This window comes from Caldinitratiruptor microaerophilus (genome assembly GCF_025999835.1).
GTDB classification, from domain to species: Bacteria; Bacillota; Sulfobacillia; order Symbiobacteriales; family ZC4RG38; genus Caldinitratiruptor; species Caldinitratiruptor microaerophilus.
Map to the genome: position 1 here is coordinate 3,580,899 of NZ_AP025628.1, position 18,796 is coordinate 3,599,694.

Sequence of the window (18,796 nt, forward strand, 5' to 3'; positions counted from 1 at the left end):
CGACCCATCCCATGGACCGGCGCGGGCGCGGAGGACCTACCCCGCCATGTGACCGGCCGGCTCCTCCTTTTTCGTAGCTGTGGCCGCCCGGTCGAAGTGCCGGTTGGGGAGGAAGACGGCCACCGCCAGCGTGCACACGGCGGCGACCAGCACCACCCAGTGCACGCCGCGCAGGGCCTCCGCCAGGGCCGCGCGGGCGGCGGCGAGCGTCTCCGGCGGCAGCTGCGACCCGTGGGCGGGGCTGAGGAGGTTGTTGGCGAAGGCGGCGGCCTCCGTCGCGGTGCGCACGCCCAGTTCGGGGAGCGCCCGCAGCCGGGCGGCCAGGGTCAGGTTCATCACGGCGCCCATGACAGACACCCAGATGAGCCCGCCGAGGGTGCGGATGAACTGCAGGGACGCGGTTGCGACCCCCCGCCGCTCCCAGCCCACCGCCGACTGGACCCCCAGGATGAAGGACAGGGTGGCGAAGCCCATTCCGGCGCCCACGACGAACGTCACCGCCGCCAGGCCCACCTCCGGGATGCCGCCGGGCCGGCGGTCGAGGACGAGCAGCCCCGCCGCCGCCAGGGCGTTCAGCGCCAGCCCCAGGAGGGCGGCCGGCCGCATACCCACCTTGAGGATGTAGCGCCCGCCGTAGATGGACGCCAGCGGCCAGCCGACGGACAGCCACAGGAGCGAGGCGCCGGACCGCGTCGCCGAGAAGCCCTGCACGCCCTGGGCCCAGAGGGGAAGGTACACGGTGGTCCCGTAGAACACGCCGCCGATCATGAGCGAGGCCAGGTTCGCCACCCCGATCGTCGGGTCCCGGAAGAGGTCGAGCGGCAGCATCGGGTCGGGGTGCCGGAGTTCCTGGAGAACGAAGAGCGCCAGGAGCGCGGCGCCGCTGGCCAGGAGGCCGAGGATGAACGGAGAGCCCCACGGGTAGTGGACGCCACCCTCCAGGAGGGCGAGGAGGATCGCCGACGTGCCGGCCGTCAGGAGCGCCGACCCCAGGTAGTCGACCGGGGCCCGGCGCCGGCCGAGGCGCTCGTCGAGGTTCGTGAGCAGCATGGCGATGGCCAGCCCGCCGAGCGGCAGGTTGATGTAGAAGAGCCAGCGCCACGAGAAGTGGTCGACGATGAAGCCGCCCACCAGCGGCCCGGTCAGCGCGGACAGGCCCCAGACGGAGGAGAACCAGCCCTGAACCCGGGCCCGCTCGGCGGGCGTGAAGATGTCGCCGATGATGGTCTGCACCACCGGCAGGATCGCCCCGGCGCCCAGGCCCTGGACGCCGCGGAAGAGGATGAGCTGGACCATGCTCTGCGCCTGCCCGCACAGCGCCGAGCCCAGCAGGAAGATCAGGGCGCCGGCCGTGAAGGTGCGCTTGCGGCCGAAGATGTCCGCGAGCTTGCCGTACACCGGGACCGTGGCCGTGGAGGTGAGCAGGTAGGCGGAGACGAGCCACGTGAGCAGGGAGAAACCGCCGAGGGCGCCGACGATCCGGGGCATGGCGGTGTCCACGATCGTGGCGTCGACGGCGGTGAGGAAGGTCGCCAGCATGACGGAGATGACAACCCGCACGCGCCTGTCGCGCACTCGCTCTGCTCCCTTCGAAGCGCCTGCCGCGGCCGAGCCGCGGCGTTCACGACAAGAGGAATTCGGAGTCACGGGGTTGGCCCCCTGCCGGAGCCGGACGAGCCCTTCGGCGCCGGACCAGGAGATCCGCGTGCCGGGAGCGTAGAGCAGTTTGGACGCGCACGTTGGGGGGCGGTCTTCGCGTGGGACCACAGCGGCGGATTCTGCCCCGGGGGCTCGCCCTCGCGATCCTGGCGGCCATCCTCCTCCAGGTCCCGGCGGTCGGTGGCGCGCCCTCGCCTCAGCCGGTTTCCGGAGCCGCGGAGTGGCGCCGCCTGCAGGAAGCCCTCGCCGGACTCGAGGTACAGGAGAAGGCGATCCTGGCTGACCTGTTCCGCCTGCAGCGCGCGGCGGAGGAGGCGAAGGCCCGCCTCGGCGACCTGGAGACGCGCCGCCAGTCCGCCGAGGCGGCCCTGGCAGCCGCCCGGGACGAGCTGGACCGGGCACGGGTGCTTCACGCCCGCCGCCGGGACGAGGCGGCGCGGCTCCTGCGCCTGGTGCAGCACCTGGGCCCTGCCTCCTACCTCGGCGTGCTCCTGGGGGCGGAGAGCTGGACCGATTTCACGGCGCGCCTCGGGGCGGTCACCGTCGCGGTTCGCTCCGTGCGGCAGGGCCTCCGGCGGCTTCGCGAAGCGGAGGCGGAGCTCCGGCGGCGGGAGGGCGAGCTGGCTGCCCGGGAGGCGCAGCTGGCGGCCGCCGTAGAGGCCGAGCGCGCCGGGCTGGCCCGTCTCGTGGATGCCCGGGCCGAACGGGAAGCGGCGCTGGCCGCGCTGGGGTCGGAGCGCGAGCGCTATCTCGACCGGCTCGCGGCGCTCGAGCGCGGCTGGCTCGACTTCGTGCAGCCTCTCGTGCAGCGCATGGGCACGGCGTTCCGCCGGCTCGCCGGGGAGGTGCGGGAGATCCCCGGAGCGCGCGTGGCGCTTGGTGGCGGCGGGGTGCGGCTCCGGGTGCCCGAGGCGGGCCTCAACCAGCTCCTGGCCGCCGACCCGGACCTCCGGGGGTTCCGGTTCCGCCTGGAGGACGGCGGGGCCCGCCTGGAGGCGCCCGAGCTGGCGCTCACCCTGCGCGGGCGCTTCGCCATCGACGGCGGCGCGGTGCTGGTGTACGAGGTCGAAGGGGCCGAGCTGGCGGGGGTCGCGCTCGACTCCGGCGCGGTCCGGGAAGCCCTGGGCGGGCGGGGCCTTGCGGTCGACCTGTCGCCGGTGCTGGGTCCGTGGCGGCTGCACGCGGTCCGCGTGGACGGCGGGGAGCTCGAGTTCACGGTCGGGATCGGACTGGGCCGGGACCCCAGACCGCCGGCCGTGGCGGGGGGGATGGCGGCGTGATCCGGGCCAGGGCGCTGCGTGCCGTCTACCCCGGCGGGGTGGTGGCCCTCGACGGGGTGGACCTGGACGTGGCGCCGGGGGAGCTGGTCTTCCTCACGGGCCGCAGCGGGGCGGGCAAGACGACCCTCCTGCGGCTCCTCCTGGGCGCCGCCGTGCCGGCGGCGGGTTCGCTGACGGTCCTGGGCGTCGACATGACCCGGGCAGCCCCGGAAGACGTGCAGCGCGTGCGGCGCAGGATCGGCATGGTGTTCCAGGAATTCCGCCTCTTCCGGGGCCGCAGCGCGTACGACAACGTGGCGATCGCCCTGCGGGTGGCGGGCGTCGGGGGCGCGGAGCTGCGCCGCCGGACCCTGGAGGCGCTGGCGGCGGTGGGGCTGGCCGATCTCGCCGGGCGGCGGGTGGAGACCCTCTCGTGGGGCCAGCAGCAGCGGGTGGCCGTGGCCCGGGCCCTGGTGCGCCGGCCCGCTCTCGTCCTCGCCGACGAGCCCACCGGTAACCTCGACGCCGAGACGGCCGGCGCCGTGGTCGACCTGCTGGCGGCGGCGCGGCAGGCCGGGGCGACGGTGCTGGTCGCCACCCACGACCGGGGCGCGATCGAGCGCGCCGGCGGGCGGATCGTGCAGCTCGAAGGGGGACGGATCGTCGCCGACACGGGGGCGCCCGCCCCGGCTGCGGCGGCCCTGGAGCCCGGCGGGGGCACCGCCTCACGGAGGGAGGGCCCTGACGGTGCGCGGTGACCTCACCTTTCCCGTGCGCGAGGCGTTGCTCTCGATCCGCCTGGGCGGCGCGGTCCACGCGCTGTCCGTGGCCAGCATCGCGCTGTCGCTCTTCCTGGTGGGGCTTTTCACGGCCGCCTGGCTGAACCTCGACCACCTGGTGGGGCTCGTCCGGGCCCGGGCGGAGATCACGGTCTACCTGAAGGATGGCGCTCCGGAGTCCGCGGTCGAGTCCGTCCGGGCGACCCTCGCCACGCGCCCGGGCGTCCGGGGTGTCCGGCGGGTCAGCCGGGAGGAAGCCCTGGCGGAGATGCGGGAAGTGCTGGGGCCCGAGGCGGCCATCCTGGCAGAGCTCGAGGGCGCTAACCCCTTCGCCGCCTACCTCGCCGTGCGGGTCGAGCCGGAGGCGGCGCCGGCAGTGGCCGCCGCCGCGGCCGGCCTGCCGGCGGTCGAGTACGTGCAGGACAACCGGGAGCTGATCGGCCGCCTGGCTTCACTCAGCCGGGTCGCCACGACGGCCGGTCTCGGACTGGTGGCCGCGGCGGGGGTCGTGGCCCTCGTGGTCGTGTCCCACGTGGTGCGGCTGAGCATCCACGCCCGCCGGGACGAGATCGAGACCCTACGGCTCATCGGGGCTTCGGAGGGATTCGTGGCCCTGCCGTTCCTGCTGGAGGGCGTCCTCACCGGCGGCGCCGGCGGCGCGCTCGCCGCGCTGGGGCTCGCCGGCCTTCTCCCCCTCGTGGGAGCGGCCCTGGCCCGCACGCTGCCGTTCCTCCCCCTGGTGCCCTGGGCGCCGGTCTGGGTGGCCTCGGCGGCGGTGACGGTCGCCCTCGGGCTCCTCTGCGGCGGCCTCGGGAGCGGGATCGCCCTCAGACATAGGTCGTGAGGAGACAACCGGCCGGCCTTCCCATGCGGTCGTCGCCGCGGGGAAAGCCGGCCTCTGTGGCCTGCGCACGGGATGCACCAGTCAGGCGTCCCGGGATGGAATCGCCCGCCAGTCAGCCCGCAACTCGACCCCGGCATCCTTGAGGAGGTTGATGGCAGGGCAGCGGTCGTGGACCTTCTCCCGGAGTTCGGCCACGCGCTCCGGCGGCTCGTCGGTCTCGAGCGTGACGGTCAGGTTCACGGTCTGGAAGTGGCGCCGCACGCCCGGGGTGCCCAGGAGACCCCGCACGTCGAGCACGCCGTCCGCATGGATGTCCGCGCCGGCGTAGCGAAAGCCCATCTCGCCCGCGATGAGGCGGATCATGACCGAGACGCAACCGCCCAGCGCGCCCATCACGTACTCCATGGGGTTGGGGCCGCGGTCGGTCCCGCCCAGGCTTTCCGGCTCGTCCATCACGACAGGCCCGAAATCCCGCATGCGGACGGAACTCCGCATCCCTTCCTCCGCCCGGGCGGTGGCGGACGTGGTCACGAGGAGGGGTTCGGTCCCCTCTACGGCTGCCATGGCGCCTCCTCCTCCCGTCAGGTGGTCCTCTTGCCAAGACCGTAGCACGGGCGGATCGATACGGTCAACCAAGTGTTCCATAAGAGTAGACCACTTTTTCGCTGCGCGAGCGGCCGACGCGCGAGGCGGGCGGAATCCGGCCGGATTCCGCCCGCCCCCACTGCCGGGTGCCGCCGTCAGTCGTCTCCCTCTTCGTCCTCGTGGTCGTCAGAGGGGTTTCCCCGGTCGTTTCCCTTGCCCTTGTCCGACTTGCCGTGACCGCCCTTGTCCGAGTCGTTCTCGTCTTCCTCGTCCCCGACCGCCTGGTCGTCCACGTTGTTGAGTTGGGCGTCCTCATCGTCGATCTCCGGCTCGTCCGGGCCGTCCGCCCCGTCCTCGAACTCGGTTTCGTCCTCGCCGTCCGCCTGCCCGACCTTGCGCTCCGGACCGCCCTTCTTGAGCTCGAAGGAGACCTCCGTTCCCTGCTCGGTCTTCACCTTGGCCTTGAAGACCAGGTTGCCGGCCGACTTCAGCTCCAGCTTGTACCCGGCCTGGAGGCTGTCGGCCAGCCCCGCCAGGGCGCCCGTGAGCGGGACGGTGACCTCCGTGCCGTCCACCAGGACCGTGACGGAACCGGGGTCGGTCTCCGAGGGCGGCGTCACGGCCGTGATCGTGCCTTCCATTTGCTGGACGGTGCGCCGCACCCGCAGCTGGATCCCCAGGCCCGTGTTGTTCAGGCGCAGGGCGTCACCCGGCTGCAGGCTGCTGACCGGTACCTCCCAGGCCCGGAACTCGGCTCCCGCGTCCGGAGCGACCACGACGTTCTGGATCGTCCCGTCGGGCTGCAGCACGTTCAGCGAATAGGCCAGGACCTGGCCGTCGGGGGAGAGCACCGGCACCACCGAGACGACGGTACCCCACGGGCCGTCGTCTTCCTCTTCCGGATCCTCCGCCACAGGGTCGACCGGAGTTCCCGTGGGGTCACCCGTGCCGGGGTCGGTCGGGGTCAGCATGGGATCGGTGGGCGCCGTGACCACGCCCGTGGAGTCGGCCGGTGCCGTCTCTGCCGCCGTCGCGAGGGACGGCAACAGCAGGAGCAGGCCCGTCACGATCGCCAGGAGACTGCGTGGACGCATCGACATTCGCCTTCGCTCCCTTCGGAGAGGTCTTGCCAAGGGCGACCGGCAGCCCCTCGGAAGGGGACCTGCCTGCGGCAGCCCGGCTGCCCTGGCCCGCGGTGCGGGCGGTAGGCCCGTGGCTTTGCGGCCCCGCCTTTCGGCGGGTGTGCCCTTGTCGCCGGCTACCATCTCATTCGGAGATTCCGTTCGAGTTTCGGGGGGTCGGGGAGATCAGTCACCCGACGGTTTGCCGCCCCCACTGCGAATGTCGCCGTCATCCTTCTCGTGACTCCCGCCGCCGTCGGAGTCCTTCTCGTCCCCGGAGTCCTCCCGGGTGTCCGACTTCTTCCCGTCGGGTTCGGGCTCCGCGCGCGCCTCGTCGCCGCCGGACAGCTCGTCCGCCGGCTCGTCCCCGGCCTCGTCCCGGGACGGCGGGCCATCCGGATCGGCCGCGGGGGATCGCCCGTCGTGGTCACGCGGTCCCCCGGCGGAGTCGTCCGCTTCGTCTGCCTGCGGTACCTCGCCCTGCGTGAGGCCGGAAGGCTCGTCCTCCTGCGCCTCGCCGCGACCGACAGGCGGTGTGAGGGACCCTGGCGTACTCTCACTGCCCGGCTGGCTGGCCTGCCCGGCCCCCGGCGGGGCTGCCGGGCTACCGGCCCGTGAGTTCCCGCTCCGGCGCCCTGCGCCGCCCGGGGCGGCGGCCGCGGGCGATCCGTGCGGCGTGCGGTCGCCACGGCTGCTTTCATCATCGCCGCGGCCTGTGTCCGGCGCCGGCGCGGGGCCGGCACCGGTCCGCAGCACGAGGGGCGCCTGCGGGTCCCCGCCGGGTGCGGAGGTCTCGTACAGGGAACCGACGCTGGCACCGGCAGCCGCCAGCGCCCTACGCAGGCCCCCTGCCTTCACCGCGGCCGGGTCGACGGGCAGGGACAGGCCCCGGGCTCGCTCGACGGCCGTGTACACGCCCACGGGGAGGCCGCTGCGGTGTGCCGCGTCCAGCACGCCCTTTGGCACTCGCTGGACCACCACCAGTGCGGGACCGGGAGGACCGGCGCGGAGTCCGGCTTCCACCGCGCCGGCGAGCTCTGCGGGATCGAGCGAAGGGCCACCGGCCGCGCCGCCGTTCCGGGGCTTCAGGTCGACCACCGTCACCAGCACCGCGGGATCCGGTCCGCCCAGGTAGCCGAGTTCGGCCGCCCGCCGTACGACCGCCGCGGCGGCGGCGGGCGCCGGCAGGCCCACGAGGTCGAGTTCTGTCAGGACCCGCTCCCCGTCGGGGTTCTGTGGGCTGGCCCGGAGCACGGTGCCCGCGTCCCCGACCCAGAGCTCGACGCTCGGGTTGATGTCGACGGCCACCACGGCCAGGGCGGGAAGGGCCGGCCTGCTGCGACCGGGCCCCAGCCACCAGGCCAGGGGCACGAGGGCGGCGGCCGCGGCGGCGACCAGGACGCGCCGGACGCGGCGGACCGGGTGCCGGGCCCCAGGCGCCGGGCGGGCCGGGACCGTGCCCGGGTCGCCGGACCCGGCCTCGGCGCCGGCGGGCCCGACGACCACCGCGCCGACTTGCGGCGGATCGCCGGACCAGGGAACGGACCGCAGCTCGCCCGCGTCGGTGAGGAGGAGAACGGTGCCGTCGCCGGCGTCGAGCACGACTCCCCGGATGGTCGGGTTCACGGAGCGTCCCCCCTCTCGCGGCGGGATGGATCGGGCCGGTCCAGTCCGGCGAAGCTGCGGAGCCCGTCGAGGTCCTCGGCCAGGAGCAGGAGGGCCACGCCGGTGATGTAGCGGCGGCCGGAGTCGAGCACCTTCCGGCTCGCCCCCGTGGCCGCCGCCAGGTCGGCCAGGGGCAGCCGTCGCTGGGTCAGGAAGCGGGCGGAGAGCTCGGGGTCGGCGGCGAGGTGGCGGGCGATGGCCACCAGACGCTCGCGGGTGTCGCGGTGCTGGGGGGCGGCGCGCCGGAGGTCGGCCAGGGTGAGCCCGAAACGGGCGAGGTGGGCCGCATAGCGGCGGATCTCGTCCGCGCGCTCCGCGATGGCCTCGGCGCTGTTCGCGAGCGGATCCGGCGTCCAGCCGCCGGACGGCAGCCGCTCCGCGGCGGCAGCCAGCGGGGCGGGTGTTCCGGTTGAGCCCGCCTCCCCGGCCCGCGGGGCATCCAGCGAGAGCACACGGCGATGCGGGGCCTCCTGGCGGAAGTAGTCGACGAGCCGGTGGCGGATCACGGCGGCCGCATACGTCTCGAACCGGGCCCCGCGGCCGACGGCGTACGTGTCCACCGCCTCGTTGAAGGCGATGAGCGCCACGCTCAGCTCGTCGTCGTTCTCCCACTCCAGGCGCCGCCGGCACGCCGCCTCGGCCACGCGCCGGACGAACGGCCGGGCGGCTTCCAGGAGGGCCCGGCGGCTTTCCTCGTTCCCGGCCTGCGCGGCCTTGACCAAGCTGGCCAGATCCTCCCCTGCCATACTGCCTCCGAGGGAGTGCTTTCCATATCCATTCCCCGTCCGGGCTCCCGATTCCTGGCAGCGGCGGATGCCCGGCTCCGGCGGAGGGCCTGGCCCGTCTCTGCCTTTTCTTGCGGACCCGTGGGGCGGTTTCGGGGGGTCGGAGGCGCGGGCGCAGGATTTCGGCGGCCCCAGGCTCGAAGTGTACAAGGCACCTGCACTGTGTTCCGGGGGGAGGGATTGCCGTGCGCGTGCGCAAGGCGGTCATCCCGGCGGCGGGATACGGGACCCGCTTCCTGCCGGCCACGAAGGCCCAACCCAAGGAGATGCTGCCGGTCGTCGACAAGCCGATCATCCAGTACGTCGTGGAAGAGGCCGCCCAGGCCGGGATCGAGGACATCCTCATCATCACCGGGCGGGGCAAGCGGGCGATCGAGGACCACTTCGACCGCACGCTGGAACTGGAGTACCACCTGCAGCAGCAGCAGAAGGACGACCTGCTCGACCGGGTCCGGGAGATCGCCGACCTGGTGGACATCCACTTCATCCGCCAGAAGCAGCCGCTCGGCCTGGGCCACGCGATCCTCCAGGCGTGGCGCCACGTGGGGGACGAGCCCTTCGCGATCCTCCTGGGCGACGAGATCTTCACCGGCGCAGAGCCCTGCCTCGTCGAGCTGATCCGCCAGCACGAGCGCCACGGCGGCAGCGTGGTGGCGGTGCGCGAGGTCCCCCGGGAACAGGTCAGCCGTTACGGCATCGTCCGGGCAGAGCCCATGGGCGGGCGCCTTCACCGCGTCCTGGACCTGGTGGAGAAGCCCGATCCCGCCCACGCGCCCTCGACGATGGCCGTGGTCGGCCGCTACATCGTCGACCCGGGCATCTTCCCGATCCTGGCCGACCTGCCGCCGGGCCACAGCGGCGAGATCCAGCTGACGGACGGCCTCCGCACGCTGCTCCGGCGCTCGCCCGTCTTCGCTTACGAGGTCGAGTCCGAACGCTACGACGTGGGGGAGAAGCTCGGTTATCTCCGGGCCACGGTCGAGTTCGCGCTGGCCCGCGAGGACATCGGCCCGGCCTTCCGGGAGTACCTGCGGAGCCTGAACCTCGAGCCGGCCCGGGAGCCGGACGGACCCGGGCGATGAGGGTGCTGGTGACGGGCGGCGCCGGGTTCATCGGCTCGCACGTGGTGGAGGCCCTGGTGGGCGCCGGCCACCGGGTGGAGGTCCTCGACGACCTCTCGACCGGCGACCTCCGGCACCTGCCGGCCGGCGTCCCTCTCCACAGGGCCGACGTCGCCTCCCCCGAGGCCGCTGCCCTGGTGGAGGCCCTGCGGCCCGACGCCGTGCTGCACCTGGCCGCCCAGGTGTCGGCGGCCGCGTCGGTGCGGGACCCGGTGGCCGACCTGCGCGCCAACGCCCTGGGCACCCTGAACGTCCTGGAAGCCTGCCGCCGCGCGGGGGTGCGGCGGTTCGTCTACGCCTCATCGGCTGCCGTTTACGGGCAGCCCGAGCGACTGCCGCTCTCCGAGGACGCGCCGCTCCGCCCCCTCAGGCCGTACGGGGCCTCCAAGCTGGCCGGGGAGGTGTACGTCCGCCTTTACGGCGACCTGTACGGTCTGGACTTCGTGATCCTCCGCTTCGCCAACGTCTACGGTCCCCGTCAGGCCGTGACCGGCGAGGGGGCGGTGGTGCCCGCGTTCGCCACCGCCATGCTGGCGGGAACCGGCGGACGAGGCCCCGGGCCGGTCGTCCACGGCGACGGGCGCCAGACCCGGGACTTCGTCCACGTCCGCGACGTGGCCCGGGCGCACCTTCTGGCGCTGTGGGCCGGGTCGGGCGCCATCCTCAACCTGGCCACCGGGCGTGCGGTGACGGTTCTCGACCTCTGGCGCCGGATCGCGGCGCTGACCGGCTGGGACCGGCCGCCGGTGTTCGGGCCGCCCCGGCCGGGCGACATCCCGCACTCCGTCCTCGACCCCTCCCGGGCGCGGCAGGCGCTCGGGTGGGAGCCGGCCACGGGCCTCGACGAGGGGCTGCGGGAGACGGTCGCCTACTACCGCGAGGTCGCGGGGGAACCGTCCTGAGGCTCGTACATCGCGCAGGCCATGCCGAAGTAAGTCGGGACCTCGTAGGAGAGGAGGCGGCCCTGCATCGGCCGCCGCTGGAGCGCGCCGTGGAGGATGAGCGCCTGCCACAGGCTGTCCGGCTTGCCCCGCTCGACCAGTTCTCCGTCCACGTTCAGGAGCCGGCCGAGGTCCTGCGCCTCGACGGCCTCGCAGAACAGCCGGTCGTACTCCGCCGACTTCTCGTCGTACCCGTAGGGTCCGTCGGGGTGGTGGCAGTGCCCCTGGTCGGCGCTGGCGATGAAGGCCACCCGCCGGCCTGAGGCCTCCGCCACCTCGGCCAGGGCCTCGCCGAACTTCACGTGCAGGGACAAGGGCAGGTCGGGAGAAGGGGTCACCAGCACGACCTCGGGCCGGGGCCGGTAGGACCGGCCCATGTAGTAGAGGGGAATCAGCGCCCCCCAGTCGAGGGGCGCGGTGAAGCCCTGGGGAAAGAAGGAAGGCGCCACCGGCACCCCCGCGCGGGCCCCGTGGGCGGCCAGGGTCCAGGCCAGGGGGCCGTCGATGGCGAACCCGGCCTCCACGCGCTGGCCACCGCCCTCGAGGTGGCCCCGCGCCTCGGCGGCGATGGGCAGGGCCATCGCCCCGGGCACGGCCAGCCCGTGGGGCGTGGCCACCACGACGACGTCCGGCTCGAGCTCGGCGAGCCGCTCCCCCATCCGGGCCATGGCCGCCCGGGTGCGGGCGGCGCGCTCCGGGGCGTGTACGGCGAACTCCGGCAGGCACTCGCCCCCGTGCGGGGCGATCGCTGCGAAGATGAGCCCCATCCGGATCTCCTGTCCTCCGTTCCGTCCTTCCGTGTGTGCCGGCGGGGCGGCTCCGGTGACCTGGCAGGAATCCGCCCCGCAGGGGCCGAAACCGGGTGTGGCGACCCTTGTCCAGGGGGGATGGTGGTGGCCACGCAGCCCCGGTTCCTGCCGGCGGGCGGCTCCCCGCAGCCGGGCGACATCTTTGGCGAACCGCCGACCGAGCTCGACCAGCTGCCCGACATGGAGGCGCTGAAGTCGAGGGTCCTCGGCTGCCGCGCCTGCCCGCTCCGGGACGGCTGCCAGGGCGTCGTCTTCGGCGAGGGCAACCCGTCGGCCCGGCTGATGCTCATCGGGGAGGGCCCGGGTGCAGACGAGGACCGCCTCGGCCGCCCGTTCGTGGGCCGGGCGGGCCAGCTGCTGGACCGGATCCTGGCCGCCGGCGGGTTCGAGCGCTTCACGCACACCTACATCGCCAACGTGGTGAAGTGCCGGCCGCCCGGCAACCGGGTGCCCGTGTGGGAGGAGCGCGCTGCCTGCTGGCCCAACCTGCGGGCGCAGATCCGCTTGGTCCGCCCCAAGATCGTGATCCTCCTCGGGGCCACCGCCGTGCAGACGCTCCTGGACCCCCGGGCCAGCATCACCCGGCTGCGGGGTCAGTGGGTGCAGAAGGACGGCATCTGGTTCCTCCCGACCTACCACCCCGCCGCGCTCCTCCGCGACCCGGAGAAGAAGCGGCCGGTGTGGGAGGACGTCAAGGCGGTCGTCCGCAAGTACCGGGAGCTGGTGGACCCCAACCACGTCTGCAAGTACGTATAGGGTTTCGGCGCCTCCTGGGCCGCCCCTGCCGCCCCCGACCAGGCACCGGCGGGGTTCGCCGGGGGCGCCGTGCGGTTTTCCGGGAGTGGCGAACGTGCGCATCCTCCCCACGGCCGACTGGCACCTCGGCGGGACGCTCGAGGGCCGCAGCCGCCTGGACGAGCAGGCGAAGGTGCTGGACGAGATCGGCGAGGTCGCCGAGGCGAAGGGGCCCACCTCCGCCAGCCGGTGACCAGCCTCTCCGGCGGCGAGACGTTCTTGACGTCCTTGTCGCTCGCCCTGGCGTTGCCGGCCCAGATTCAGCTGCGGGGGTGGTATCCGCTCGAGCTGGAGACGGTGATCGGGGTGCTGGAGCGGCTGCAGTTCGAGAACATGCCCATCGGGAGGACCGGCCACGTGCCGGAGCTTCGGGCCCGCCCCCGGCGCGGCGTGCTCGTCGACCCGGCGCAGCCCGGCGGCCGGGGCAGTCGCGTGCGGCTCGAGATGGCCTGATGGGGCACGGTGCTGCGGTGCGGCGGCGTCCCGGCCTCCCCCGGCGTACGATGACAGCGGGGGAGGTGGTGCCCGTGTTCCTGGGCGGGCAGCCCGATGCGGCAGGGGCGCGCAGCGCGCTCTTCTGGCTCCTTCTCGGTTTCAGCCTGGGCGCAGGCAGCCGCTGGCCGGACGGGGCCGGCCTCACACCGCCGGGTCGGTCGGGGCGGGATTCCGCCGGCTCGCGCGGCGGCGCGTTCTCCGTCTCGGTTGCCGACGAGACCGCGGCGGACCGCGCGCCCGCACCCCGCGGCCCGTCCTTTGCGTCGTGGCCCGGGGGGTCCGGTCCGGGGGCCGTCCAGGTCCGGGTGTTCCAGGAAGTACCCGGCCCGGACGGCCCGACGTATGTACAGACCACAGGCCAGGTGGTATCGGTCTACACGGGTCGGGGCGGGGCGGGACCAGCCGGCCCCTGAGGCGCGTGTTCCTAGCGGGCGGGTCCCGCGGTCCCGGACGGTGCAGGCCCCGGCAACTGGGCAGAACATCCAGCCGGGGCCTGCACGGGCGTTCCGGCCCGGACACGGTGCGCCGGGGTCAGACACCGGGAGCCTGGGGGCCGGGAAACACGACGGTGGGGCCGATTGCGGTGCCCACGGTCGGTCCGGGCACCGCGCTGCCGGGGAAGGTGACCACGTTCCCGCTCTGCGGGACTCCGGAGGTGATGGCGGGCGGGCAGGGCTCGACCGGGGCGACAGGCGTGGTGACGGTGACGACCCCCGGACGGGTGACCTTGGCGCAGACGAGGACAAGGCTCTTGTCGACCAGCGTGGTGAACGTCCCGTGGGTGGTGACGTTGGCCGGTTCCTCGGATTCGCCCTCGACGACCGCCTGAAGTACCGTGCATGTGTCGCCCGGACGGGCCCCGGGGATCGTGATGAAGAGGTTGAAAGCCACGTCCACGGTGGTGTGCAGCACGGCCCCGCTGGCCGTGTTCACGATCCCGGAGCACGCCGTGAACACGCCGGGCTTCGGGGGCACGGTCCCGGCCGTGAGAGTCTTGAAGTTTACATCTTTTCGGAGCCGGCCGTCAATGATCACGCGGTCCGGAATGACCTTGCAGGAGTCGATGATCACCTTCTTGCGGATGTCCTTGACCTCGAGGGCCGGACTGGGGAGCGGGATGGTGGTGCAGACGAGCGAACGTGCCTGTCCTGACCCTACCAGGACGGGCACCTCGACCTGGACTTCCTGCTGTCCACCCTGGATGGGCATCAGGGTTGTCACGGATAGGTTCCTCCCCCGGTGCACGGGTTCTACGGCAGTGTATGCGCATGCCCCGCAGGGTTGACATAAGAGGTGCAAGGTCACCGCGCTGTCACAGCCGGGGACCCGGCGTGCACCGGAGGGACACCGTGCGCTAGCGTCCGCCCCTGTCGGGGTCGCGCACGTCCTTGGTCTCCCAGGGCTCCGGGCGCTGCCGCTCCTTGTCGTCCTCCTGCACCGCAGGCTCGGGGTCGACCGGGAGGGCGAGGCGGCCGCCGCCCCGGGCCACTGAGGGCAGGTAGCCGCCGTAGCCGCGTTCGGCCTTGCCCTGCTGAAGGTCCTGGTTGCGCTCGCTCTTCTTGGACATCGGTTCCCCACCTCACCGTAGGGTAGTGTGCCCGTGCTGCGTGTGGGGGCACCGGGCCACGGGGGTGGGCTGCATGCACGCCCCGGCTGCATGCACGCCCCGACTGCCCGGGCCGGAGCGGGTCGACCGCCTGCGGGACGTGGAGGACCGCCTGACCCGGCACCGCCACGTGCGGGTCGACCACTTCCTGCCGGAGCGTAGCGACCCGGCGTGCGACTTCCTGCTGCGCTGCGAGTAACCCATCGCGCCTTGTTTGACGTCCGAGGCCCGTGCCCGGTGTGGCCGTGGCCGCTCCGCCGGGCGCAGGTACGGGATACTGGCGTTTGCGGGCGCGTCGTGGTAGCCTGAATCCGTGCCCCACGGCATGGGCGAACGGAGGTGCCACGTGGCCCAATCCCTGCTGTCCCTGGAAGCCATCCGTGACCGGCTGTTCCCGATGCTCCTGCCCCCGAAGCGGGTGGAATCCCTCGGCGAGGGCCACATGGTCGCGCGCCTTCTCGCCGAGGACCTGGCCGTCGTGTATGTCGAGGACGTGGGCCCCAACGAGATCCGCTACGTCACCTGGGAGGAGCTGCAGGCCTGGGGAATCGGGCCGGACGGGCTGCACCAGATCGCCCTGTGGAACCTCGATGAGAAGTCCCGGCCCCTCTTCCCGATCGTCATGAACCCGCCCGGGAAGCGGGACCCCATGTTCATCTGGAACGTGCAGGACGGGTACGACGCCGCCCGCATCCTCCTTCACCGGTGGCTGGCAGAGGCCGCGTCCCAGGTCGACGGCCGGCTCCTGCTCGCCGTTCCGGACCGGCACTGGCTGGCGGCCACGGGCGACCGGGACCCGCAGAAGCGAGCCGCCTTCCACCGGCTCACCCGCGAGCGGTTCCAGACCACCATCTTCCCCGTGAGTCCCCACGTGTACGTCTGGACAGGCCACCGCCTGGTGGTCGACCGCCTCGAGTAGGGCCGGGGCGAACGCCGGGGCCCCACACGCGGCACGAACCCGGGCGCTGGGCGCCCGGGTGGGTACGGCGGACGAACCGGGACCACGTGTAGCCGCGGGCGTCACCGGGTCGGGAACACGCCCGTGGCGAGGAGGAGCACCAGCACGAGCACGATCAGGAGCTCGGGGCTGATCTGCTGCTGGGTGCGCACGTCGCTCACCTCCTTATGTCAACGCTACGCCCGGCCAGCCCGCGGTGTGCGTGGAAAACCGAGGTTCAGTTGGACGGGCGCCCCGGGATGACCACCACCCGGCGCCTGCGCGGCGGCCGGACGATGACGACCGGGCGCAGGAACAGGAGCAGCACGAGCACGAGGATCACGGCCAGCTCGGCGGAGATCGGATCCCGCTGCTGAACCTGCACGGCGCTCACCTCCTTATGTCAACCTATGCGCGCCGTGCGTCGGTTGACTGAGGCCGCGGCAACGGGCCATGTTTACACCCGCCCACCGGTGCGTTAAGGTAACACTGAGCCGGGCGTTCCGTCCGGGGCACCCTGCCCCACCGCCCGGCCGCACAAGCTGAACCGGGAAGGGGAGCGGAGATGCCGGCAGCGGGGCTGGTCGCAGGGAAGAAGGCGCTCATCCTGGGGGTGGCCAACAAGCGGTCCATTGCCTGGGGCATCGCCCAGGCCCTCCACGCAGGGGGAGCCGAGCTGGCCTTCAACTACCAGAACGAGCGACTGCGCGAGAACGTCGAGGAGCTCGCGCGGAGCCTCGGCCCCGACGTCCCGATCTACCCTTGCGACGTGACCCGGCCGGCCGAGATCGACGCCCTGTTCGCCTCGCTCGAGGAGCGGTGGGGGCGGCTCGACGTCCTTGTGCACTCCCTGGCGTACGCGCCGCGGGAGGCGCTGGACGGGGCGTTCGTCGACACCCGGCCGGAGGACTGGGACACGGCACTTCAGATCAGCGCGTACTCGCTGGTGGCCGTCGCCCGGCGGGCGCGGCCCCTCATGCAGAGGGCCGGTGGCGGCAGCATCTTCACCATGACGTACCTGGGCTCCGAACGGGCCGTGCAAGGGTACAACGTGATGGGGGTCGCCAAGGCGGCTCTGGAGGCCACGGTGCGCTACCTCGCGGCCGACCTGGGCCCGGACGGCATTCGCGTCAACGCCATCTCGGCCGGCCCGATCAAGACGCTGGCAGCGATGGGCGTGAAAGGTTTCTCGAACATCCTCAAGGTGATGGAGGAACGGGCCCCGCTGCGCCGCAACGTGACCCAGGAGGACATCGGCGGCGCCGGACTTTTCCTTGCCAGCGACCTCTCCCGGGGCATCACCGGCACCGTTCTGTTCGTCGATGCCGGGTACCATATCATGGGCGTGTGACCTCCGCTCCGCGCCCCGATCTTCTCGCACCGGCGGTGGCGGCGCTTGGTCGTGGAACTGGTGTCCCACTCTCCCGAGGAGACTGCCGCGCTGGGGCGCTGGCTCGGCGAGCGCCTCTGGCCCGGGAGCTTCGTCGCCCTGGTCGGCGACCTGGGCGCCGGCAAGAGCGTGCTGGCGGCCGGCATCCTGTCGGGGCTCGGAGTCGTCCGCAGCGGCGGCAGCCCCACCTTCACGCTCCTGTGGGAGTACCGCCGGGGCCGGGTCCCCGCGTTCCACTGGGACCTGTACCGCCTGGACCCGGCAGGCGATCTCGCGGCGCTCGGCTACGAGGACTCGTTCTACGGCGACGGGGTGTGCATCGTGGAGTGGGCCGACCGCGCCCGCGACCTGTGGCCGCCGGAGCACCTCGAGGTGCAGCTGGCCGCGGTGAGGGGAGGCGCCGGCGGGCCAGGTCCTGACGCCGGAGCGGCGGAGCGGCGGCTGACTTTCCGTCCCGCCGGAGCGCGTTACGAACGGCTCGTGGAGGAACTGCGGCGTGCTCACGCTGGGCTTTGACACGGCAACACCGGCGTGCACGGTGGCGCTGGTCGAGGACGGGAACCTCCTCGTCGAGCTCACCGTGATTCACCCGCGGGTACACGGAGTCCGGCTCATGCCCCTGATCGCCCAGGCGCTGGCCGAGGCCGGCCGGCCGCGGTCCGACCTCACCGGGGTCGCGGTGGGGATCGGTCCCGGATCGTTCACGGGGCTGCGGGTGGGCCTGGCGACCGCCAAGGGGCTGGCCTTCGCGCTCGGGCTGCCGGTTGCCCCGGTGGGGACCCTGGACGCGATGGCCCACGGTCTGGCGGGGGCGGGGCTGCCTGTTGCCCCGATGCTCGACGCCCGTCGGGCCGCCGTTTACGCCGCCTTCTTCGATGGGGGGCGGCGGCTCATCGGGCCGCGGGTCGTGCCGGTGTCCGAGTGGCTCGAGGAGGTCGACCGCCTGCGAGATGGCCGTCCGGTCCTCTCGCCCGGCGAGTGGCCCGCCGGTATCGACCCCGCCGTCCGGCCGGGCTGGCTGCTTCCGGCCCCGGCCGGGGACCGGTGGCCCCGCGGCTGGGCGGTGGCGGCCCTCGGAGAGGTCATACTGCGCGAGGGGCGCGGGGTGACGGCCGATGCCGTCGTGCCGGTGTACCTGCGTCCCGGACCGGCTCTGCAGGTCGGCCCGGAGTGATGCCACGGGCGGGCCCGCTCGCCGGCGGAAGTCGGACCGCGGCGCGGGCCCCGGGGGGCGGTGGGGTGAAGGACGAGGGCGTGGAGATCGTCCCGATGAGCCTGGCGGACATCGACGGCGTGATGGTCGTCGAGCGCCTCTCGTTTCCCACGACCTGGTCCCGCCAGGCGTTCGTCCACGAGGTCACCGCGAACACCCACGCCCGGTACTTCGTGGCCCGGGCAGGGCGGCAGGTCGTGGGGTACGGCGGGATGTGGCTCATCCTGGACGAGGCGCACGTCACGAACATCGCCGTTCACCCCGACTGGCGGGGGCGCGGGATCGGCGAGGCGCTGATGCGCCGGCTCATGGACTGCGCCCGCTCGTACGGCATCACGCGCATGACGCTCGAGGTGCGGGTTTCCAACCACGCGGCCCAGAATCTCTACGTCAAGCTCGGCTTCCGCCCCGCCGGCATCCGCAAGGGGTACTACACGGACACGCACGAGGACGCGCTGATCATGTGGCTCGACCCGATCCCCGGCGGCCCGGCGGATGCCGGCGGCGAGGATCCGTGCCCGTGAAGGTGCCTTCGACCCGCTGGCGATGGCCGCGCGGGCACGTGGCCGGCGTCATGCGGCGGCGGGTGCGCCCGCCCGGGCGGGCGAAGCGAACGCCGCCTGCGGCCGCGGCGGTCAGGCGCAGCCGGCGAACGGCGGCGCCGCCGCGGAGCCGCTTGACACGGATTCGGGGCCTGGTATAATAGCGGACGTCGGCGCCGCTCCTGGAGCGGGCTCCAGGCCCGGCCGGGGGCAGCGGCCACGGGCGGCAGAAACTACCGGTTGCAACCGG

24 protein-coding genes and 1 riboswitch are annotated in these 18,796 nt (G+C 73.4%); of the genes, 15 read left to right on the forward strand and 9 right to left on the reverse strand.

From position 1 onward, the window contains the following. Nucleotides 1-36 precede the first annotated feature (36 nt). Nucleotides 37-1,575 carry an MDR family MFS transporter gene (locus caldi_RS17485; RefSeq protein ID WP_264843018.1) on the reverse strand — a complete coding sequence of 513 codons (1,539 nt, stop codon included), beginning with the start codon at nucleotides 1,573-1,575 and terminating at the stop codon, nucleotides 37-39. Between the two features lie 182 nt (nucleotides 1,576-1,757). On the opposite strand from caldi_RS17485, the gene caldi_RS17490 reads away from it, so the two are divergent. The 3 genes from caldi_RS17490 to caldi_RS17500 are packed head-to-tail and all read left to right on the forward strand — an operon-like array spanning nucleotide 1,758 to nucleotide 4,541. Next, a complete protein-coding gene (locus tag caldi_RS17490) occupies nucleotides 1,758-2,939 on the forward strand; it encodes a coiled-coil domain-containing protein (protein WP_264843019.1) in 1,182 nt (393 codons plus the stop codon). Continuing rightward, nucleotides 2,936-3,676, forward strand: coding sequence for a cell division ATP-binding protein FtsE (locus caldi_RS17495; RefSeq protein ID WP_264843020.1), 741 nt, complete (start codon nucleotides 2,936-2,938; stop codon nucleotides 3,674-3,676). Before caldi_RS17490 ends, caldi_RS17495 begins: the two co-directional genes overlap by 4 nt. Beyond that, entirely contained in the window at nucleotides 3,666-4,541 is an 876-nt protein-coding gene (locus tag caldi_RS17500) for a cell division protein FtsX (RefSeq protein WP_264843021.1), read from the forward strand. The genes caldi_RS17495 and caldi_RS17500 overlap by 11 nt, the downstream gene beginning before the upstream one ends. Before the next feature lie 81 nt (nucleotides 4,542-4,622). On the opposite strand, the gene caldi_RS17505 is transcribed toward caldi_RS17500, so the two are convergent. The 4 genes from caldi_RS17505 to caldi_RS17520 all read right to left on the reverse strand — a co-directional run bounded on the left by caldi_RS17505 (nucleotide 4,623) and on the right by caldi_RS17520 (nucleotide 8,634). Then, nucleotides 4,623-5,105 (reverse strand): OsmC family protein, encoded by a 483-nt coding sequence (locus tag caldi_RS17505; protein ID WP_264843022.1) that lies wholly within the window; start codon nucleotides 5,103-5,105, stop codon nucleotides 4,623-4,625. 176 nt (nucleotides 5,106-5,281) lie between these two features. Then, nucleotides 5,282-6,226, reverse strand: a complete 945-nt coding sequence (locus caldi_RS17510) for a hypothetical protein (RefSeq protein WP_264843023.1) — start codon at nucleotides 6,224-6,226, stop codon at nucleotides 5,282-5,284. A 67-nt stretch (nucleotides 6,227-6,293) separates the two neighbouring features. Then, a riboswitch (cyclic di-GMP riboswitch) is annotated at nucleotides 6,294-6,383 on the reverse strand. A gap of 50 nt (nucleotides 6,384-6,433) precedes the next feature. Continuing rightward, nucleotides 6,434-7,873, reverse strand: a complete 1,440-nt coding sequence (locus tag caldi_RS17515; protein ID WP_264843024.1) for an anti-sigma-I factor RsgI family protein — start codon at nucleotides 7,871-7,873, stop codon at nucleotides 6,434-6,436. Then, complete coding sequence (locus tag caldi_RS17520; protein ID WP_264843025.1) at nucleotides 7,870-8,634, reverse strand: sigma factor; 765 nt, start codon at nucleotides 8,632-8,634, stop codon at nucleotides 7,870-7,872. Before caldi_RS17520 ends, caldi_RS17515 begins: the two co-directional genes overlap by 4 nt. Before the next feature lie 248 nt (nucleotides 8,635-8,882). On the opposite strand from caldi_RS17520, the gene galU reads away from it, so the two are divergent. Both galU and caldi_RS17530 read left to right on the forward strand, forming a co-directional pair. Further along, a complete protein-coding gene (gene galU, locus caldi_RS17525; RefSeq protein ID WP_406568095.1) occupies nucleotides 8,883-9,779 on the forward strand; it encodes a UTP--glucose-1-phosphate uridylyltransferase GalU in 897 nt (298 codons plus the stop codon). Next, nucleotides 9,776-10,720: an NAD-dependent epimerase/dehydratase family protein gene (locus tag caldi_RS17530; protein ID WP_264843026.1), complete on the forward strand. Its 945-nt coding sequence runs from the start codon at nucleotides 9,776-9,778 to the stop codon at nucleotides 10,718-10,720. The genes galU and caldi_RS17530 overlap by 4 nt, the downstream gene beginning before the upstream one ends. Here caldi_RS17530 and caldi_RS17535 read toward each other — a convergent pair. Continuing rightward, nucleotides 10,690-11,526 (reverse strand): DODA-type extradiol aromatic ring-opening family dioxygenase, encoded by an 837-nt coding sequence (locus caldi_RS17535; RefSeq protein WP_264843027.1) that lies wholly within the window; start codon nucleotides 11,524-11,526, stop codon nucleotides 10,690-10,692. The genes caldi_RS17530 and caldi_RS17535 overlap by 31 nt on opposite strands. Before the next feature lie 126 nt (nucleotides 11,527-11,652). On the opposite strand from caldi_RS17535, the gene caldi_RS17540 reads away from it, so the two are divergent. The 4 genes from caldi_RS17540 to caldi_RS17555 all read left to right on the forward strand — a co-directional run bounded on the left by caldi_RS17540 (nucleotide 11,653) and on the right by caldi_RS17555 (nucleotide 13,271). Continuing rightward, nucleotides 11,653-12,324 (forward strand): uracil-DNA glycosylase, encoded by a 672-nt coding sequence (locus tag caldi_RS17540; RefSeq protein ID WP_454464616.1) that lies wholly within the window; start codon nucleotides 11,653-11,655, stop codon nucleotides 12,322-12,324. 94 nt (nucleotides 12,325-12,418) lie between these two features. Then, complete coding sequence (locus caldi_RS17545; RefSeq protein ID WP_264844846.1) at nucleotides 12,419-12,556, forward strand: hypothetical protein; 138 nt, start codon at nucleotides 12,419-12,421, stop codon at nucleotides 12,554-12,556. 26 nt (nucleotides 12,557-12,582) lie between these two features. Further along, nucleotides 12,583-12,816 carry a P-loop NTPase family protein gene (locus caldi_RS17550; RefSeq protein WP_319951779.1) on the forward strand — a complete coding sequence of 78 codons (234 nt, stop codon included), beginning with the start codon at nucleotides 12,583-12,585 and terminating at the stop codon, nucleotides 12,814-12,816. Between the two features lie 74 nt (nucleotides 12,817-12,890). Continuing rightward, nucleotides 12,891-13,271, forward strand: coding sequence for a hypothetical protein (locus tag caldi_RS17555; protein ID WP_264843028.1), 381 nt, complete (start codon nucleotides 12,891-12,893; stop codon nucleotides 13,269-13,271). A gap of 118 nt (nucleotides 13,272-13,389) precedes the next feature. Here the strand turns inward: caldi_RS17555 and caldi_RS17560 are convergent, their stop codons facing one another. After that, complete coding sequence (locus caldi_RS17560) at nucleotides 13,390-14,079, reverse strand: DUF3794 domain-containing protein (protein WP_264843029.1); 690 nt, start codon at nucleotides 14,077-14,079, stop codon at nucleotides 13,390-13,392. 133 nt (nucleotides 14,080-14,212) lie between these two features. Further along, on the reverse strand, nucleotides 14,213-14,425 hold the full coding sequence (locus tag caldi_RS17565; RefSeq protein ID WP_264843030.1) for a hypothetical protein: 213 nt from the start codon (nucleotides 14,423-14,425) through the stop codon (nucleotides 14,213-14,215). Nucleotides 14,426-14,498: 73 nt separating this feature from the next. Between caldi_RS17565 and caldi_RS17570 the strand changes: the two genes are divergently transcribed. After that, nucleotides 14,499-14,663 (forward strand): hypothetical protein, encoded by a 165-nt coding sequence (locus tag caldi_RS17570; RefSeq protein ID WP_264843031.1) that lies wholly within the window; start codon nucleotides 14,499-14,501, stop codon nucleotides 14,661-14,663. Nucleotides 14,664-14,810: 147 nt separating this feature from the next. Then, on the forward strand, nucleotides 14,811-15,383 hold the full coding sequence (locus tag caldi_RS17575; protein WP_264843032.1) for a DUF1444 family protein: 573 nt from the start codon (nucleotides 14,811-14,813) through the stop codon (nucleotides 15,381-15,383). A 256-nt stretch (nucleotides 15,384-15,639) separates the two neighbouring features. On the opposite strand, the gene caldi_RS17580 is transcribed toward caldi_RS17575, so the two are convergent. Further along, nucleotides 15,640-15,786, reverse strand: a complete 147-nt coding sequence (locus caldi_RS17580) for a hypothetical protein (RefSeq protein ID WP_264843033.1) — start codon at nucleotides 15,784-15,786, stop codon at nucleotides 15,640-15,642. A 180-nt stretch (nucleotides 15,787-15,966) separates the two neighbouring features. On the opposite strand from caldi_RS17580, the gene caldi_RS17585 reads away from it, so the two are divergent. The 4 genes from caldi_RS17585 (at nucleotide 15,967) to rimI (ending at nucleotide 18,528) form a co-directional block, all read left to right on the forward strand. Beyond that, the gene (locus tag caldi_RS17585) at nucleotides 15,967-16,752 is read left to right on the forward strand and encodes an enoyl-ACP reductase FabI (RefSeq protein ID WP_264843034.1); all 786 of its coding nucleotides are present in this window, start codon (nucleotides 15,967-15,969) and stop codon (nucleotides 16,750-16,752) included. A 51-nt stretch (nucleotides 16,753-16,803) separates the two neighbouring features. Continuing rightward, nucleotides 16,804-17,307, forward strand: coding sequence for a tRNA (adenosine(37)-N6)-threonylcarbamoyltransferase complex ATPase subunit type 1 TsaE (gene tsaE / locus caldi_RS17590; protein ID WP_264843035.1), 504 nt, complete (start codon nucleotides 16,804-16,806; stop codon nucleotides 17,305-17,307). Next, on the forward strand, nucleotides 17,288-17,965 hold the full coding sequence (gene tsaB, locus caldi_RS17595) for a tRNA (adenosine(37)-N6)-threonylcarbamoyltransferase complex dimerization subunit type 1 TsaB (RefSeq protein ID WP_264843036.1): 678 nt from the start codon (nucleotides 17,288-17,290) through the stop codon (nucleotides 17,963-17,965). The genes tsaE and tsaB overlap by 20 nt, the downstream gene beginning before the upstream one ends. A 95-nt stretch (nucleotides 17,966-18,060) precedes the next feature. Next, on the forward strand, nucleotides 18,061-18,528 hold the full coding sequence (rimI, locus tag caldi_RS17600; RefSeq protein WP_264844843.1) for a ribosomal protein S18-alanine N-acetyltransferase: 468 nt from the start codon (nucleotides 18,061-18,063) through the stop codon (nucleotides 18,526-18,528). Nucleotides 18,529-18,796 lie beyond the last annotated feature (268 nt).

Excerpts from the sequence above, each read along its gene's own strand:
- caldi_RS17565 (WP_264843030.1), bottom strand. The coding sequence starts at position 14,425 with ATGTCCAAGAAGAGCGAGCGCAACCAGGACCTTCAGCAGGGCAAGGCC.
- rimI (WP_264844843.1), top strand. The coding sequence starts at position 18,061 with ATGAGCCTGGCGGACATCGACGGCGTGATGGTCGTCGAGCGCCTCTCG.
- caldi_RS17510 (WP_264843023.1), bottom strand. The coding sequence starts at position 6,226 with ATGTCGATGCGTCCACGCAGTCTCCTGGCGATCGTGACGGGCCTGCTC.
- caldi_RS17585 (WP_264843034.1), top strand. The coding sequence starts at position 15,967 with ATGCCGGCAGCGGGGCTGGTCGCAGGGAAGAAGGCGCTCATCCTGGGG.
- caldi_RS17570 (WP_264843031.1), top strand. The coding sequence starts at position 14,499 with ATGCACGCCCCGGCTGCATGCACGCCCCGACTGCCCGGGCCGGAGCGG.
- caldi_RS17535 (WP_264843027.1), bottom strand. The coding sequence starts at position 11,526 with ATGGGGCTCATCTTCGCAGCGATCGCCCCGCACGGGGGCGAGTGCCTG.
- caldi_RS17530 (WP_264843026.1), top strand. The coding sequence starts at position 9,776 with ATGAGGGTGCTGGTGACGGGCGGCGCCGGGTTCATCGGCTCGCACGTG.
- caldi_RS17505 (WP_264843022.1), bottom strand. The coding sequence starts at position 5,105 with ATGGCAGCCGTAGAGGGGACCGAACCCCTCCTCGTGACCACGTCCGCC.